Annotated in this window: 14 protein-coding genes; 6 read left to right on the forward strand and 8 right to left on the reverse strand. The window is 64.2% G+C overall.

All coding sequences use genetic code 11. The features are described 5' to 3' along the window. The first annotated feature begins 10 nt into the window (after window positions 1-10). Window positions 11-442: a hypothetical protein gene (locus tag AC1C2O_RS05425; protein WP_495429420.1), complete on the forward strand. Its 432-nt coding sequence runs from the start codon at window positions 11-13 to the stop codon at window positions 440-442. Here the strand turns inward: AC1C2O_RS05425 and AC1C2O_RS05430 are convergent. From AC1C2O_RS05430 to manA, 4 genes are all read right to left on the reverse strand, one after another. Further along, a complete protein-coding gene (locus AC1C2O_RS05430) occupies window positions 433-1,809 on the reverse strand; it encodes a DUF5719 family protein (protein ID WP_495429421.1) in 1,377 nt (458 codons plus the stop codon). The two genes, AC1C2O_RS05425 and AC1C2O_RS05430, sit on opposite strands and share 10 nt — an antisense overlap. Next, on the reverse strand, window positions 1,806-4,823 hold the full coding sequence (locus tag AC1C2O_RS05435) for a glycosyltransferase (protein ID WP_495429422.1): 3,018 nt from the start codon (window positions 4,821-4,823) through the stop codon (window positions 1,806-1,808). Before AC1C2O_RS05435 ends, AC1C2O_RS05430 begins: the two co-directional genes overlap by 4 nt. 74 nt (window positions 4,824-4,897) lie before the next feature. Next, on the reverse strand, window positions 4,898-5,215 hold the full coding sequence (locus tag AC1C2O_RS05440; protein ID WP_439278646.1) for a WhiB family transcriptional regulator: 318 nt from the start codon (window positions 5,213-5,215) through the stop codon (window positions 4,898-4,900). Between the two features lie 161 nt (window positions 5,216-5,376). Further along, a complete protein-coding gene (gene manA, locus AC1C2O_RS05445) occupies window positions 5,377-6,507 on the reverse strand; it encodes a mannose-6-phosphate isomerase, class I (protein ID WP_495429423.1) in 1,131 nt (376 codons plus the stop codon). 66 nt (window positions 6,508-6,573) lie between these two features. On the opposite strand from manA, the gene AC1C2O_RS05450 reads away from it, so the two are divergent. Then, complete coding sequence (locus AC1C2O_RS05450; protein ID WP_495429424.1) at window positions 6,574-7,995, forward strand: O-antigen ligase family protein; 1,422 nt, start codon at window positions 6,574-6,576, stop codon at window positions 7,993-7,995. After that, the gene (locus AC1C2O_RS05455; RefSeq protein WP_495431680.1) at window positions 7,995-9,293 is read left to right on the forward strand and encodes an O-antigen ligase family protein; all 1,299 of its coding nucleotides are present in this window, start codon (window positions 7,995-7,997) and stop codon (window positions 9,291-9,293) included. Before AC1C2O_RS05450 ends, AC1C2O_RS05455 begins: the two co-directional genes overlap by 1 nt. 21 nt (window positions 9,294-9,314) lie before the next feature. Here AC1C2O_RS05455 and galE read toward each other — a convergent pair whose 3' ends face one another. Further along, window positions 9,315-10,304, reverse strand: a complete 990-nt coding sequence (gene galE, locus AC1C2O_RS05460; protein WP_495429425.1) for a UDP-glucose 4-epimerase GalE — start codon at window positions 10,302-10,304, stop codon at window positions 9,315-9,317. Between the two features lie 146 nt (window positions 10,305-10,450). Between galE and AC1C2O_RS05465 the strand changes: the two genes are divergently transcribed. The 3 genes from AC1C2O_RS05465 to AC1C2O_RS05475 are packed head-to-tail and all read left to right on the forward strand — an operon-like array spanning window position 10,451 to window position 13,961. Further along, a complete protein-coding gene (locus tag AC1C2O_RS05465; protein ID WP_495429426.1) occupies window positions 10,451-12,361 on the forward strand; it encodes a glycosyltransferase in 1,911 nt (636 codons plus the stop codon). Continuing rightward, the gene (locus tag AC1C2O_RS05470; protein ID WP_495429427.1) at window positions 12,358-13,320 is read left to right on the forward strand and encodes a glycosyltransferase; all 963 of its coding nucleotides are present in this window, start codon (window positions 12,358-12,360) and stop codon (window positions 13,318-13,320) included. Before AC1C2O_RS05465 ends, AC1C2O_RS05470 begins: the two co-directional genes overlap by 4 nt. Then, window positions 13,320-13,961: a hypothetical protein gene (locus AC1C2O_RS05475; RefSeq protein WP_495429428.1), complete on the forward strand. Its 642-nt coding sequence runs from the start codon at window positions 13,320-13,322 to the stop codon at window positions 13,959-13,961. Before AC1C2O_RS05470 ends, AC1C2O_RS05475 begins: the two co-directional genes overlap by 1 nt. A gap of 46 nt (window positions 13,962-14,007) precedes the next feature. Here AC1C2O_RS05475 and AC1C2O_RS05480 read toward each other — a convergent pair whose 3' ends face one another. Genes AC1C2O_RS05480 through glf form a run of 3 tightly spaced genes read right to left on the reverse strand, consistent with a single transcriptional unit; the run spans window position 14,008 to window position 16,709 of the window. Continuing rightward, window positions 14,008-14,745, reverse strand: coding sequence for an ABC transporter ATP-binding protein (locus AC1C2O_RS05480; protein ID WP_495429429.1), 738 nt, complete (start codon window positions 14,743-14,745; stop codon window positions 14,008-14,010). Beyond that, a complete protein-coding gene (locus tag AC1C2O_RS05485) occupies window positions 14,745-15,563 on the reverse strand; it encodes an ABC transporter permease (protein ID WP_495429430.1) in 819 nt (272 codons plus the stop codon). Before AC1C2O_RS05485 ends, AC1C2O_RS05480 begins: the two co-directional genes overlap by 1 nt. Before the next feature lie 9 nt (window positions 15,564-15,572). Then, window positions 15,573-16,709, reverse strand: coding sequence for a UDP-galactopyranose mutase (gene glf / locus AC1C2O_RS05490; protein ID WP_495429431.1), 1,137 nt, complete (start codon window positions 16,707-16,709; stop codon window positions 15,573-15,575). Window position 16,710: the final 1 nt, after the last annotated feature.

Here is a 16,710-nt window from a genome sequence, read left to right on the forward strand (position 1 = left end):
GACTTTCACCATGCCCCGTCACCGTTCTGAGCCCGGTGCCGCAGCTCCTCGCCGCGGTGCTCGACACGGACGACACGGGCGCCTTGGCCGCAGCGAGGTACTGCGCCCGCCCCTGCCACCTCTGGACGGCCGGATCGATCGATTCGATCTGACCATCGGAAATGCTGTCGAATTTCTGCGCGGTACCTGGCCGGAATTGCAGGAAGTGCGCTTCGAGATCGGCGGACTTCCACTCCACGCCGACGAGGCAGGCATCCCTCGCTGGCGCATCGATCGGGAAGAGCGCCGGATCGTGCTGTTTCGAATCCCGATCGAGCGATTGCTCCCCCCAGGACACGACGACGACGTGCACCGTCGCATCGCGATCGAAAGCGCGGTATTCCGCGCCGCCGCTGAGTACGTCGGCAAAGAGCCGTGGGAGTTTGGCCCGGATCAGGGATAGACGATGATGGCGTCCTGCGCGGATGCCGCGGGCCACAGCGGCCAGCCTGCCAGCTGATTGACGTCGGACAGCACGACTGCCGCGTGCAGATCCGCTCCATTCATCGTCAGCGCGTAGGTCGTGTCTGCCAGGACATCGACCACGACCGAGCCGCCAGCCGGAACCGTGACCTCATCCCCTGCGGCGCCATTGGTGGGAGCCAGTGTGACGGTTGCATCCGTTTCGCCCGAGTTCACCAGGTGCAGCCGAGGGTTCGGACCCGCGGGCACTGCGGCGAGCACGTCTCCATCGATCTCCGGCGCAGAAGTCATCCAGGCGAAGTCGGTGCCGGCTCCTGCACCGCTGCTTTGCCAGACGGCGCCGAGGATCGGCGCCTCCGCCTCTGCGGTGACGCTGTAGATGCCCGCGCGTAGACCTTCGAGGTTCACTTCGGCGGGTGTGGCTGCGTCCAATGGCACCGAGAGCGTCTGCACTTCACTGTCCGCCGAGCGCACCGTAACGGTGGCCGTGGTGGCCTGGTCAGTCGCCATCAGACGCAGCAGTGCGACCGGAGAGTCGGACTCGCCCGTAACGACCTGAACACCAGCGAACGTGAGGTCTGTGCGCGGCACGCCCGCGGTGTCTTGCACATCAATTCCGGACGGGTCGAGCGTGCGGATGAGCGAAGACTGCAGCACTGCCCGCAGCGGGGCTCCTGCTGCCGTGACACGCACCACCGGTTGCTGCAGCCCCGCGGCAATCGATGCCATCGGTACCGCAAGCTGCGTGCCCGCTGGCACCAACGTTTCGGTCGAAGTCTGCTCCGTGCCGAACACCGTCAAAGTCGCCGTCGCCGTGACATCGCCCGGATTCGACAGGATGATGAGATCGCTCGTGCCGGTTTCAACCGTTCCGCCCAACAGCCACGACTCCGTGCTCGGTTCACGGCAGGTGCTGGCAGCCAGCCCGGAGAGATCGGATGTGGCCAGGAAGATCGACTCGGATGCTGCGATCAGTGATGCTCCGTTCTGCTCGGCACTTCCGACGAAGCGCTTCGGCCCGGTAGCGGCATCCAGCAGATCGGATGCCGCGATCTCGGAGTCCGTACGCGGTCCGTTGCTGTCGACGGTGAGCAGGGGATCTCCGGCAGACGACATCTGCTGTGCGTTCTGCACGTCGCGGCCGATCGCGCGGAATGCTCCGCCGCAGACGAGAGTGGTGTCACCGGCGGCGGGTCGCACCGACACCTGAGCGGGTTTGTTCTCAACACCGGGCCATTCGAGTGCGACGGCAGCGGTGACACCAGCCACGCACAGGGCAGCGACAACCGCCCCGACAGCCAGTCGGGCACCCGTCGCGACAACACGGATCGCACGCTTCTGAGTCATCGCTCCTCCTCCGCTTGGTCGGACACTTGGTCGGGCTCTTGGTCGGACACCTGGTCAGTCACCGGGTCGGACACCTGGTCGGACGCCGGGTCCGACACCTGGTCGGTAGCCGTCTCGGCTGGTTCCTCGTCGGAAACCACAGGCTCCAGATCCTCGCCCTCATGCTCCTCGTCGAAGGAATCATCCGCGCGCTTTGGGAGCACCAGTGGCTCGTCCTGCGAACGCCCGACGATCCGCGACTGCGCGCGGGCAGCACGGCGCGATGCCCGCGTCGGGATCGACAGCAGCAGGGCGCCGAAGAAGATGAGGAGCTGAAGTGTCGTGACCGCGCGCAAGGTGCGGGCCTCGGCGCTCGTGAGGCCAGGACGATCGGCCGCGGCAGCGTCCAAGCGCCACAGCACGCCCTTGTCCGTCTCCCCCACCTTCACGAAGCCGGCCCGCTGGTCGAGGGCCGTCACAGAGGCGACGCGGAAAGCGCGTGCGGCATCCGATTCTTCGCCGGCGACCTGGTCGAGCAGCACGAAACGTATGCCATGCTCAGCAAGTTCTCCCGGGGCGTCGAAGGTGCGCGTGGAGAGCAGGTCGACGGCAAGCGCGCTGATGTCGATGCCCTGCGGCTCCGTCGCCGTGCTCAGCATCGTCGTCTGCGCTCCGACCGTGCCGCTCGCGCCCCACACCACTTCTGAGGCCAGGCCGCCGCTGTTCTGTGGCGTGAGCACGAGAGTTGCGATCTCGCGATCCCCCCGCGCCTCAGCGGCGACGTATGCCGGCAGCGTGCTTGTCGGCCCGTTGGTCAGCACGGTGCGATCGGCGTGCAGCGCTGTCAGCGCCGGCACTGCGCAGAGAGCAAGACACAGCCCAGCGACGGTGACGGCCGCTACACGTAGTCGGGGAAGGGTGATGGCCGTGTCCAGGGTGACGAGGGCTGCACCGACCACGCCGGCCCAGGCGAGACTCAATCCGGTTCCCGGCCAGATCGGCACCGGCATGCCCTGCGAGAAGGAGACCGTTATGCCGACAGCCAGGAATGCCGTCGCAAGCCCGGTGAGTGCGACGACGAGCAGCATGATGCCTGCAGCCCAGCGCGGTGCGATTGCCGCGGCGAGCGCCAACAGCGCGATCGGGGCGATGAGGATCGGCGCCCAGACCGCAATGCTGGGGTCAACGAGCTGCATCCAGCCGGCGAGATCTTCAGTCGGGAATCCGGTGGCCAGCAGCATCCGCCCTGCGCTGTCAGCGGAGGCCTGAGGGCCCGCCCATGCGACTCCTGGGTCAGCGAAAATCGCCCACACACTTCCGTACTGCAACTGCCATACGACGATGGGCAGGAAGAGCACGACACTCGGCGCGAGCATCCACAGCAGCCGCACCGCGCCGTGGAACCAGCCACGAGCGAGTACGAGGACGATCGCGATTAGCCAGAGCAACCCCAGACCCGGCGCGAGCACAGGGGCACAGGCGAGAACCGCGGCGAGAATTATGGATGCTGCACCGGCCGCGCCCCAAGACCGATGAGCGACGACCGCAGCGTGGAAGAGCCACGGCAGGATCAGATGCAGGAGGACCGCGGCAGGACGCCCCTGGACGAGAGCGGTGAGGAACGTCGGCGCCAGAGCCCATGCGACGCCACCGAAGATGCGCATTCCGCTGCGATCGGTGATTCGGGTCGCTGCGAACCATCCACCGAGCACAGCAAGCGGGAGCGCTAGCAGCCAGAGCAGCACCATGGCGAAGGACGGTGCGCCTCCCCACAGGGTTCCCACCACGGCGATCAGGCTGGCGAACGGGTCAGCCGGTCCGGTGACCTCGACACCGACGCCACGAAGACCCCACGTGGCGTCTTGCCAGAGCCCGGCGACTGTATCCCGCATTGGCAGCAGCGCTCCGCCGCCGATTGCGGGCCAGGCCAGGAGGGTCGTGAACGATGCAATGCTCACGACGAGCGCGCCCAGCACTGCCCAGGCGCCACCGCCGGAGAAGAAGTTCAGCTCGCTGACCGCTCCCCCCTCGCTGCCGTTTCCATCATCGAGGCGGCGATGTAGTTGAGCGCGAGTTATCCGCAGCGGTGCGATGCTCGACCAGGTGGCCGTGCGGAACGAGCGGATGCGCCGGCGTGACCGCGCCACGGCACCAAAGCGCACCATGGCAGTCAGCGCGGCGCCCCACTCAGGGAACACCGATGCAGGGTGTTTTCCGACCAGATGCACGATCGTTCGCCAGAGCGCGAGTGGCAGCAGCGTCAACCAGTGCAGCGGCACGGTCACCGCCGGTGCGTACGCGAGGCGGCGATGCAGCTGTGCGAGTCGGGTGACGAATGCGCGCTGCGCGGCATTCTGTGGAAGAGCGGCGGGTCCGTCAGGGTGCACGGAGATTCGCGCATTCGCGGCGAGGACGACGCGCCCGCCGCCCAATCTCGCACGCACACCGAGGTCAAGTCCTTCATCGGCACCGGCAAGAGCAACGTCGGGGCGCAGACGGTCGCGCACCTCGCTGCGGATGAGCACACCGCGGATGTCGGATCCCAGGGCATCATCTGGGCCGTCGTGCTGCCCCTGGTCAAGCTCACCCGCGGCGAGCTCGACCGAGCGGCCGAGCGTGGTCATGGTCACGCCGAGCGAAACGAGTTCCCGGTCATAGTCGGCATTCACCAGCTTCGGCGCGGCAATCGCCGCCGAGGGAGAGCGTTCCAGAGCGCCGGCGAGCTGAGCGAGCGCCTGCGGGTGTGGAGCGGTGTCGTGCGCGAGCAGCCAGACGGCAGAGCCTTCTGCAACGCGTGGCCTGGCCAATTCAACAGCCTCAGCGAACGATGTGCTGCTGCGGGCCTCAATGATGCCCTCGACCAGGCGACCGACTGCTGCGCTCTCTCGAGCAGACGCCCCATCGCCGCAGACGACGAGGGTGACAGCGTCGGCGGGGCGGGTCTGCAGACTCAGCGCGTCAAGCGTTCGCAGCAGCTGCGCGCGTGACGAAGAACCGGGGCGCGCGACGATGATGGCATGAACTCGGGTTGGCATAGCCTGGTCAGCCTATGCGCTGGGTTCACGGGTAGCAGTCACCTCGTCCGGCGTGCCTGCGAAGCTATGAAGAATCAGCCGGCTTGGCGCTTGAGCTTGCGACGCTCGCGCTCGCTGAGACCGCCCCAAATACCGAAGCGCTCATCGTTGTTCAGCGCGTATTCAAGGCATTCGCCACGCACATCGCACGAGGAGCAGATTCGCTTCGCGTCTCGGGTCGAGCCGCCCTTTTCGGGGAAGAACGCCTCGGGGTCCGTCTGGGAACACAGTGCGTCGGTTTGCCAAGACAGCGCGCTGTCATCATCAGGCTCAACACGCCTGACCCCGGGAACCCCGAGATTGACCGGATCAACAAACCAGTTCTCGGGAACGTCGGAACGGTAACCCGTCATATCGTTCTCCTTGCCCTTACAGATGCCCCCCACCGGGCTGTGCGTTACTAATTACACCCGTGTCATTCGCTCCGGTCAAGTCGCGGATAGTAAACCCTCAAGAGTTCGTTGAAGGTTTACGGCGTGTCTGCGGCGTGTCGCCCAAAACCCGCAGTACGCCGTCACTCTCCGGGCTGAGCGACGAACGCCTCACCTGTACCGCGGAGGGTGAGCACCGTCTCTTCTGCGGTGGCGAAGACCGCCGTACCGACGGGGATCGACACCTCGTCGCCTGCGCCGGACACCGACACCGCTCCCCCGGTCGCGAGCACCATGGCCGGTCCTGACACGTCGACGGCGACGGGGCTACCGGAAAGAGTCACGCGTCGCAGCACGAAATCGGCGACGTCAGCCGGGTACACGGTGACCGCCTCGGATGCCGAGGGCCGCAGCACCGGCACTTCACCTGGGGTGGTGTCTAGCACGGACAACAGCTCAGCGACGTCGATGTGCTTCGGCGTGAGGCCGCCACGCAACACATTGTCGCTGGCAGCCATGATCTCTACCCCAAGGCCTGAGATATAGGCGTGCAGCAGTCCAGCGCGCAAGAAGAGGCCTTCACCCCGGCCCAGCACGATGAAGTTCATCAGAAGTGCGACGACGACTCCAGGGTCGCCTGAGTAACGCTGCGCAATCGCTCGCCCGGCGGTCAGCTCCGCTGCAAACTCATCTGAAGATGCCTCGCCCAGCGCAGCGATGATCTCATCGACTTCAGTTTGCGCAGTGCCAGACAACAGCCAGCCCACCGCATCGCGCAGCAGATCGGCGTCATCTACACCATCACCGCCGCTGAGTTTCTCGCGCAGCGCCGTGACGCCGGCCGACGAGCCCAGTGCATCAAGCAATCGCAGGGTCGCGGCAACGGGCCGTAAACCGCTCAGTGCCTCGAAGCGGTCGCTGAGCGCGACGATGAGTTCTGGCTTGTGGTTCTCGTCTCGGTAGCTGCGTGCGGGGTCGTCCGCAGCGAGCCCTGCCTCACGCGCCCAGCCGTCGCGCGCTTGGGCAATGGTCGGGTGCACCTGGATCGACAGCGGATCTGCTGCCGCGAGCAGCTTCAGCAGATAGGGCAGAGTCCCGCCCGTCACGGCATCCAGCGTCGTCCCGCCGACAACATCGGCGGGGTCGCCGGGGTGGTCACCGAACCACACTTCGGCCTCCGGAATCCCAGTGGGATGGCGTCCCTCCAGTTCGGCAATGAGCGAGGGGGATCCCCAGGCATAGTCACGCGGCACATTCGACAGACTCAACAGCATGACTCCAGGGTATCCATCCCGCCGTGCCGCAGCGATCTGTGGGCCGGTCGCGGTAGCCTGAATCCGATGGCGCAGTACACGAAGCATCCCGTGGCAGCCCCGCCCACCGCGCCGGAGCGCGAGTCGACGGGGCATCTGTTGTTGCGCGGCTACGCGATCATCGTGTTTATCGTCGCCTTCGCACACACCGCGATCTACAACCTCGTCGGCCAGTACGGTGCCGGCATCGTGATGATCCTTCTCACGCTCGCCGCTCTCGCGATCGGCGTTCCGATGATCGCGAAGGCGCGGCCGTACCCGTTCCCATGGCGGCGACTCCCCTGGTCTGCGCTCGGATATGTGTGTTTCGCTCTGCTCTCCGTCGCCTGGTCGCAGTGGCGAGGTGCCACGATCATCACCTGGCTCCTTCTCGCGGCCGTGACGGTGAACGCGCTGCTGATTGCCCACGCGTTCAGCTGGCATGAGATCGTGCGTGCGCTCGCTTCTGCGTTCAAGTGGATCCTCGGCCTATCCCTTGCGCTCGAGCTGTGGGTGTCGCTTGTGCTGCGCGCTCCACTGCTGCCGAACTTCGTCACGTTGCCAGAGGGCAAGATCGATTCGCACTTGTACTGGGTGCGCGACAACCTCCTCGACGGCGGGCGCATTCAGGGACTGGTCGGAAACTCCAATGTGTTGGCGATCATCTGCCTGTTCGCGATCGTCACGTTCGGCGTTCAGTGGGCCCTTCACGCGCGTTGGCGCACGACGCTCGCACTCTGGATGCTGCTCGCCGCCTTCCTGATGTTGCGCGCTTCCTCTGCAACCACCTACGTGTGTGCGATCGCTGCGGCCGTCGTGCTCGCGGTGGCATTGCTCATCCGTCGCACTCGCACGCCTGGTGCACGCACTCGTATCTACGTCACCTGTGTTGCCAGTGTCGCGGTCGTGGTCGCCGCGCTGATCGTGTTCCACAAACCACTTTTCGAAGCGCTCGGTCGCAGCGCAGATCTCACGGGCCGCACCGATGTCATCTGGACGAAGGTTCTCGAGCGGGCGGCCACGCACCCCGTGTTCGGCAATGGTTTCTCCAGCCCATGGATCCCCACCGATCCGTCATTTGACGGATGGATCACCGACCACGGCATCACTGTCTTCCACGCGCACAACATGTGGCTTGACGTGCTCATGCAGCTCGGAGTCGTCGGTGTGCTGCTGATGGCAGCCGCGTACTTCGGCCTGCTGTGGCGCGCCTGGTTCTTCGCCGCCGATCGACCGCGCTGGGATCTTCGTGCGAACCGGCCCTACTCCCCGCTGACGCTGCTGCCACTGTTGTTCACCGTCATCCTGCTTGTGCAGGGGCTTGCCGAGTCGACCCCCATCATGCTTTGGGGTTGGCTGATGCTGGTGCTGTTCTCGTTCAAGATCAAGTCGGTGCCGCTTGTGGGAGTGGGCCTCAACGAGATGTCCCACGTCACGGAGCGCGGCCAGACGGCGCGGCGCATCCCGTGATGTCACCCCAGGTTCGACTCAGCCGATTGCTCGGCTCCGTCGAGATGGCACGTGCGTACACGATCGCAGCCCTGACCGCGACGTTCGGTTCGTTCACGATCGAGCGGATGACGTCGACGGCGACGTTCGCGACGATCATCCTGTTGCTGGGTGTGCTGGGAGCAGCGATCCTGTTCGTGCGACGCGAGGAGCTCTCCCTGCTTCGCGTTGCCCCTTCATCGCTGCTCGCGTTTCTCGCGCTGGCTCTGCTCAGCGTGTTCTGGACGACAGATCGCTCTGACACCGTCATCGGCTGGTTGTGGTTGTTCGGTTTCGCGTTCATCGCGATCACGATCGGCCACATCCGCGACACTCTGCAGACCGTGCGCGCAATCGGTGACACGCTGCGGGCGCTGCTGGCGCTATCGCTCGGGGTCGAGGTCCTCTCCGGCCTCCTGATCGACGTTCCGATCGCGTTTCTCGACATCGAGGGCAATCTCGCGATGGGCGGGCCGATCCAGGGAATCTTCGGCACCCGCAACATGCTCGGTTTCGTGGCGGTCATCGCTCTCATCACATTCTTCATCGAATGGCGCACGCAGTCCCTCGCTGCCCCCATCGCTGTCCCATCGATCGCACTGGGAGCGTTCCTCGCACTCCTTTCCGCATCGCCTACTGTTCTCGTGCTCGCCGTCGTCGTAGGCGTGGCCACGGGTGCGCTGACGATTGTGCGCCATACACCGCCAGGGCGACGCACTATCGTCCAATGGATGCTGGGCGCGCTGGTCGCAGCAGCGCTCATCGTCGCTTTTGCGTTCCGGCATCCGATCATCGCTTGGATGGGCGCAGGTTCTGATTTCTCCGCCCGCGCCGACCTGTGGAATCAGATCCTTGATTTCGTTGCCGTCAAGCCATTCCAGGGCTGGGGCTGGTTCGGCCCGTGGCAGCGCGGAGAATACCCGTTCACCTACATCAACTATCTGTTGGACGATCGCCACCAGACAGCACTCAACGCGTTCTTCGACGTATTGCTGCAGCTGGGGATCGCCGGCCTGCTGTTGTTCCTGCTTCTGGGCAGCGCGGCGCTGATCAGGTCGTGGCTGGTCGCCAGCGTGCGGCGTTCGGTCGTGTATGCGTGGACACCGCTCGTGCTCGTCACGCTCGCTGTTGACTCGATGTTCGAGAGTTTCACCATCTTCGGCGCCGGATGGTTCATGCTCGTGCTGTGCGCGCTCCGCGCTGGCCAGTCGCGCTCCTGGCGCGAGAACATCGATGCGGCGAACACCGGGGTCATCCCGACCCTGCGGCCCCAGAATTAGGCCCTGTCGAGGGCGGGAGACTTAGTCGAGCGAACGCAGTTTCTCAGCCCAGGCCAGGGCATCGCGGACGCCATCATCGATGGAACGCTCCGCCTTCCACTCGAGCACTGACGCTGCCCGGTCAACGATCGCGTAGGCGCCGGCCTGATCGCCTGGACGGCGCTCAACCTCCACGACAGGCAGCGGTTCCTTGGTGACACGCTCGAATGCCGCCACGAGCTCACGCACGGTGACGCCGTCGCCGGTACCGATGTTGAGCAACAGGTAGGGATCGGATGCTGTGGTGATCGTGTCGAAACGCTGGACTGCTGCGACGTGGGCAAGGGCAAGATCCCAGACGTGGATGTAGTCGCGCAGCCCTGAGCCATCGCGAGTGGCCCAGTCGGTGCCGGTGATCGTGAACGGAACGCCAGCTGCACGCGACTGAATGATCTTTCCTAGTGCGTGGGATGGCGTCGGGTTCTGCAGACCGGTGCGAAGGCGCGGGTCTGCGCCGATCGGGTTGAAGTAGCGCAGGGCAATGGCGCGCAGGCCGCCGGCCTGTGCGGTGTCGGAGAGAATGCTCTCGACCATCGACTTCGTGGTCGCATACGGACTCGATGGCGCAAGCGGCGCGCTTTCATCGACCCCTTCGCCGCCGTCTGCGGAGTAGACGGCGGCAGAGGAACTGAACACGACACGGCCGATGCCGACCTTGCGGAGGTTCTGCAGCAGGATGACGGTCTTTCCGACATTCGTGTCGTAATAACCCAGCGGGTCTGCGACCGACTCCGGCACGACGACACGCGCTGCACAGTGCACGACAACGTCGATGTCAGGATGGTCTGTCACGATGCGCTCGAGGAGTTCGGCATCCGCTATGTCGCCGACATAAAGGTTTCGGCCCTTGCCGAAGTCTTCTCGGCCCGTGGATAGGTCATCGAGAATCACCGTCTCGATGCCCGCTTCCAGGCATGCTGTCGCGACAGTTGAACCGATGTATCCGGCGCCGCCGGTGATCAGAGCTTTCATCGCGCTAATCGTAGCCTGCGCACCGTTCCGCCTGGTGGTGGCGCGCTCTCCAGGGATCTTCAAGAGCAGAAGGTAGGCTACTCGGTGCCCGCTGATTCCAGCATGCGCCCACTCGGGCGGGGCGAAGCAATCTCGGAGATCTTCACGTGGCCCACGTCTTGCAGAACGTAGTATTCCCGCTCGATCGCGACCCAGATCTGCTGCCGCTATACGCCGACCCCGAGACATGGTCTGTCATCGGCGAGGAACCCGTCCGCGTCTCCAACCGCGCGCATCTCGGTAACATCCTCGGTCGGCACCGCGCGCGCATCGTCTCGGGTCGCCGCGTCTCGCTCGGCACATATTTCAACGCTTTCCCTGCCTCGTACTGGCAGCACTGGACCAGCGTGCGACAGGTGCGGCTCACGGTCCGCACCGCCGGCCCCGCGACGGTTCTCGTGTACCGCTCGAATGGCTCCGGCGTGCGCCAACGTGTCGATACCCGCGAGGTGATGGGCGACGCCACCACGCACTTCGATCTCGACCTCACTCAGTACAGTGACGGTGGCTGGCTCTGGTTCGACATCGTCGCCGACGAGAAGAGCGCGGTGCTCGAGGGCGCCGAATGGACCACAGAGCAGGAGCCGACGCGCACGGGCAAGGCGTCACTGGGAATCACGACGTACAACAAGCCCGACTACTGCGTAGAGACGCTTCAAGCATTGGCCGCATCTCCCGATGCACTGGAGTTCGTAGATCGCATCTTCCTCGTCGACCAGGGCACACAGCTTGTCTCCGAGCAGGACGGCTTCGACGACGTCGCAGGTTCGCTCGGCGAAATGCTTCAGGTCATCCGTCAGCCGAACCTCGGTGGTTCAGGCGGGTTCGCCCGCGCCATGCACGAGACGCTGCAGCGCCCGGAGAGCGACTTCGTTCAGTTGCTCGACGACGATGTGCGAATTGAGCCGGAGTCGCTGCGACGCTCGATCGTGTTCGGCCAATACGCGACGAACCCGATCCTCGTGGGCGGACACATGTTCGACCTGCTCGACCGGCCCAAGCTGCATGGCTGGGCCGAGGTGGTCGACGAGGGCCCCTTCATGTGGCGCAACCTCTACCAGGAGAAGATGCCGCACGACTTCGGCACCGCGAACCTTCGACAGTCGAAGTTGCTGCACATGCGCATGGACGCCGATTACAACGGCTGGTGGATGTGTCTGATCCCGCTCGACGCCATCCGCAAGGTCGGACTGTCGCTGCCGGCATTCATCAAATGGGATGACGCAGAATTTTGCTTGCGCGCAGGAGAAGCGGGCTTCCCCACAGTGTCAATGCCTGGCGTCGCGCTCTGGCACGTGTCCTGGGTCAACAAAGACGACTCGATCGACTGGCAGGCGTACTTCCACGCGCGCAACCGCATCGTCGCAGGCCTCCTGCACTCGAACGTCCCACACGGCGGCCGACTCCTCAAACACAGCCGCCGTGTCGACCTCAAGCACCTCATGATGATGCAGTACTACCCGGTGGCGCTACGCGCGCAGGCGCTGCGTGATGTACTTTCGGGGCCGGCACATATGCGCGAGAACCTCGCGACAGCCATGCCCGCGGCGCGTGCACTCTCCGCTACGTATCCCGAAACGACCGTGCACCGCGACCCATCGACGGTGCTGCACTCTCGGCGCGGACGCCAGGTCTACAAGCAGTACTCGAAGAACGACTTCGACAGTCCGACCGGTGTGAAGCTGCGCATTTTCACCCTCACGACACTCGTGGCGCACTGGCTGCACAAACCGAACTCCGCGAACATAGCCCAGCCCGAGGTCGAGTTCGGCAAGGAAGACGCGCACTGGTGGCGTGTGCCTGCCTTCGACAGCGCACTGGTCAGCGCCGCGGATGGCTCTGGCAAGAACATCTACACCAGGGACCGTAAGAAATATCGCCGGATGCTGCGTGACACGCTGCGCCTGCACTCAGAGCTGAAGCGCCGCTGGCCCGAGCTCCAGAAGCAGTATCGTCAGGCGTTGCCTGAACTCGTGTCGAACAAATCTTGGCAGCAGATCTTCGAGGAGAAGGCATGACCGCGGCTCCCGCTGCATTCACCCCCGCGTCGGCGACAATAGTCATCGTCACGTACAACCGCTCACATCTGCTCACGGGCCTGCTGGAGAGCATCACCGTGATGGATCCGAAGCCTGGCCACGTCGTCATCATCGACAATGCGTCAGCGGATGACACGACCGAGGTCGTGGAGTCGTTCCGCGACCGCGTTGGCACCGAGATCGTCTACCGCAAGCTAGAGACGAACACCGGCGGCTCCGGCGGCTTCAGTGAAGGCATGCGTACCGCGTACGAGCTCGGCTCGGAGTGGATCTGGATGATGGACGATGACGTCGAGGTCTTCCCCGACGGCCTCGCGAAGATGGGGTCCTGGGCGCCGCGCTTCAAGAGCATCCAGGGCCGCCGCGTGGACTTCGACGGTAGCGAGTTCTATTGGCAGTATCGGATCGCCGACCGCATGGGCATCCCGATCCCGTTCGCTCCTGCTGGATTCGATGACTCCGGCTTTAAGGAGATGAACAGCGGATGCTTCGAAGGCATGTTCATCCACCGTTCGATCGTCGAGCAGATCGGACTGCCCGATCCGCGCTTCTTCATCTACTGGGATGACCAGATGTACGGGTGGCTTGCCTCAAGGCTGACGACCGCCGTGATCGTGAACGAGTTCGTGCTGCGCCGCACCCGTGAGATCAAGCAGTGGGACATGGGCGTGCGGCATATGAACGCCTCCAGCAACGCATACCGGTACTACATCATGCGCAACCGCGCCTTCATCAAGCACTATTACCGTGTGCACGAGAACTACAACCCGGTACTCTTCGGCCTGGGCACGACAGCGACCTTCTTTAAGGAGCTGATCCGCCTCTTCTTCGTCGAACGCACGGTTCGCGGCACGAGCAACCTGTTCCGCGGCGTCCGCGATGGCGGCAAGATCGGTCGCGACCGCACCTGGCAGCCCATGCCCGCATTGGAGAACTGATGAGCCAAGAGCACCAGCCCGAAGCAGTGTGGGTGTTCCCCGAAGAGAAGAAGAGCAACAAGGGGGGCATCTGGCTGATCGTCATCCTCTCGGTCCTCGCCCTCGCGATTGTCGGCGTGCTCCTGTTCTACCTGTTGCCTCCTGCTGGCGGTCCTGAGCCGACGCCAAGCCCCACGACGTCGGAGAGCGCGACGCCGACCCCCACACCGACGGCGACACCCACTCCTGCGCTCACGCCGACACCCACTCCGACGGCAGTGCCGACCCCCACTCCGACACCGGAGCCAGAACCCACCGAGGAGCCGGTTCCGACCGAGCCCCCGGTGCCGGATCCCGACATCGAGACGTTCACTGCTGGAATGCAGCCGCGACTCGATGACGCATCGACCGGACTCAGCATCATCGCCGAGGGTGGCGAGGACCCGGCGCAGGTCGTAGGCAACCTGCAGCAGGACGCGAATCGATTCTCCGACAGCCCGGCCCCGAGCGCCATCGCTGGCGCATGGACTGACGCAGTCGCACTGTACGCCGATCGCCTCGCCGACCTGACCGTCGCGTACGAGAACGGCGCTGACCCCGCCCCCGCTTTGGATGCCGCGACCGCAGCACTGCAAAACCTTCGCGCCGTAGTCGGGCTCTAGCTCCCCTGCCTTCCTCTGGTCGCGAGTGGGCACTCGCAGCCAGGGATCAGCGGGCGGCGGAGTCGGCGTTGTAGCGGTCGAGGACCTCGTTGATACCGGCATCCAGCACGAGGGCGCCCTTGTCGAGATACAGGCCGCGCGTGCAGAAGCGTCGCAGGTCGCGCTCGTTGTGGCTGACGAAGAACAGCGTTCGCCCCTCGGCGAGCAGTTCGTCGATGCGCTTGTAGCACTTGTCTCGGAAGCCTTTATCGCCGACCGCAAGCACCTCATCGACGAGCAGGATCGGCTCATCCAGCTGCGATACGACTGAGAAGGCAAGACGCACCTTCATGCCGTTGGAGAGGTGCTTGTACGGCGTCTCTTGGAATTCTTCGAGCTCTGCGAAGGCGATCATCCCGTCGTAGCGGCGGGAGATCTCGCCACGCGACATCCCGTGCAGGCCGGCGGTGAGGCGAACGTTCTCGCGCACAGTGAGGTCACCGACGAATCCGCCGGTGAGCTCGATCAGCGGCGCGACGCCGCCATTGACGGTCACCGAGCCCTCGTCCGCGAGAAGGACACCCGCGACGAGCCGCAGCAACGTCGACTTGCCCTGTCCGTTGCGACCGACGACACCGATCGACTCACCAGGTTGCACAGTGAAAGAGACATTGCGCAGCGCCCAGAACTGCCCCGGACGGCTGCGTCGTGACGCGCCGGCGAAGAGGTCCTTGAAGCTCCGCCGTCCACGCCGGTTGCGGCGGAAATTCACGCCCAGTCCCTGGACTTCAATCGCGGCCGCCATCACAGCTCCTTCAGCACTGGGCGCTCAAGTGTGCGGAACACCCATGAACCGAGAACGAAGATCGCGAGGGTCATCACGACGCTGATCAGAACCGTGTTCAAGTGCCACAGATCAGGGAAGAACGCCATCCGGTAAAGCGTGAAGATACCCGCCAGCGGGTTGAATGATCCGATCGTCTCGAACGGACCGGGGAGGTTCGAGACACTGTAGATGATGGGGGTCGCATAAAAAAGTGCCCGAAGGATCAGCCCAGTCGTGCGCTCCAGATCCGTGTAGAGCGCGCACAGCGGGGCGACCAGCATCCCGAGCCCGACGAGCAGAACAACCTGCAACACCATGGCTACCGGGAACCACAGGATCCCCCAGCCAATGTGAACGACTTTGTCCGGGTTCGTCTCGACCAAAGAATTGATGATCACGAACAGTGCAAGAACGGGGAGCGAGAACAGAAACTCCATGCCTTTGCTCAGCACGATGCGGTTTACCCAGATCGTGCGCGGGATGTTCGTCGAGCGGACCAGGCGCGAGTCTCTCTTGAATGCCTTGGTGAAATCCAGCACTGAAGAGTTGAACCATACCCAGGGCAGCAAGGCGGTGATGAGGAAGATGATGTACGGGTCTTCGCCGACATCACGTTTGAACACCTGCGTGAAGACGAACCAGTAGATCACACTCATCACCAGTGGGTCCAGCACAGACCAGAGGTAGCCGAGGAAGCTCGTCGAGTACCGGACCTTCAGGTCGCGGGCAGAAAGCAACCACAGTGAATGCAGGTATCGCCGGGGCGTACCCGGCGCCCCGACAGCAGCGTGACTCACGTTCCGAGCTTAGGCGAGGGTGTTGTTCCACATGGTCAGCGCCGAGCCGATCGCCATATGCATGTCGAGGTATTGGTAAGTGCCAAGGCGACCACCGAAATGGACACCGCTCTCACCCTTCTGCAGTTCGCGGTATGCCAGCAAGCCCTCGCGGTCGGCGGGCGTGTTCACCGGGTAATACGGTTCGTCAGTCTTCTCCGCGAAGCGGGAGAACTCGCGCATGATGACGGTCTTATCCGTCGGGTAGACGTCCTTGCGCTCCGGGTGGAAGTGCTTGAACTCGTGAATACGGGTGTACGGGATGCCTGCATCCGGGTAGTTCATCACCGGAGTGCCCTGGAAGTCGCCGATATTCAGCACTTCCTGCTCGAAGTCGAGGGTGCGCCAGCTGAGCTCACCCTCCGCGTAGTCGAAGTAGCGATCCACCGGGCCGGTATAGATGATCGGAAGCTGCCCCACGAGCGCCTTGCGGTTCAACGGCTGCGACTCGTCAAAGAAGTCCACGCCGAGCTTCACCTCGATGTTCGGGTGATCTGCCATCCGCTCCAACCACGCGGTGTAACCGTCGGTGGGCAGACCTTCCCAGGTGTCGTTGAAGTAGCGGTTGTCGTAGTTGTACCGCACCGGGAGGCGGCTGATGATGTCACCTGAGAGCTTGTGCGGGTCGGTCTGCCACTGCTTGGCCGTGTAGTCCCGGTAGAACGCTTCGAACAGGGGGCGCCCGACCAGGGCGATGCCCTTCTCTTCGAAGTTCTGCGCCGACTTGACGTCGAACTCGCCTGCTTGCTCCTTGATGAGCGCACGCGCTTCGTCTGGCGTGTACGCGGCCTGGAAGAACTGGTTGATCGTGCCGAGGTTCACCGGCAGCGGATACACAACATTCTTGTGGTTCGTGTACACACGGTGCACGTAGTTCGTGAACGTCGTGAACCGGTTCACGTACTCCCACACCGTCTCATTGGAGGTGTGGAAGAGGTGCGCACCGTAGCGGTGCACCTCAATGCCCGTCTCCGGCTCTGCTTCGCTGTACGCGTTGCCACCAATGTGCGAGCGGCGTTCGATGACGGTGACCTTCCGGCCAGCATCAGCAGCGCGCTCAGCGATGGTGAGGCCGAAGAAACCAGAGCCGACGATGAGAAGATCCATG

The sequence above is a fragment of the Microbacterium sp. Y355 genome, assembly GCF_059445345.1.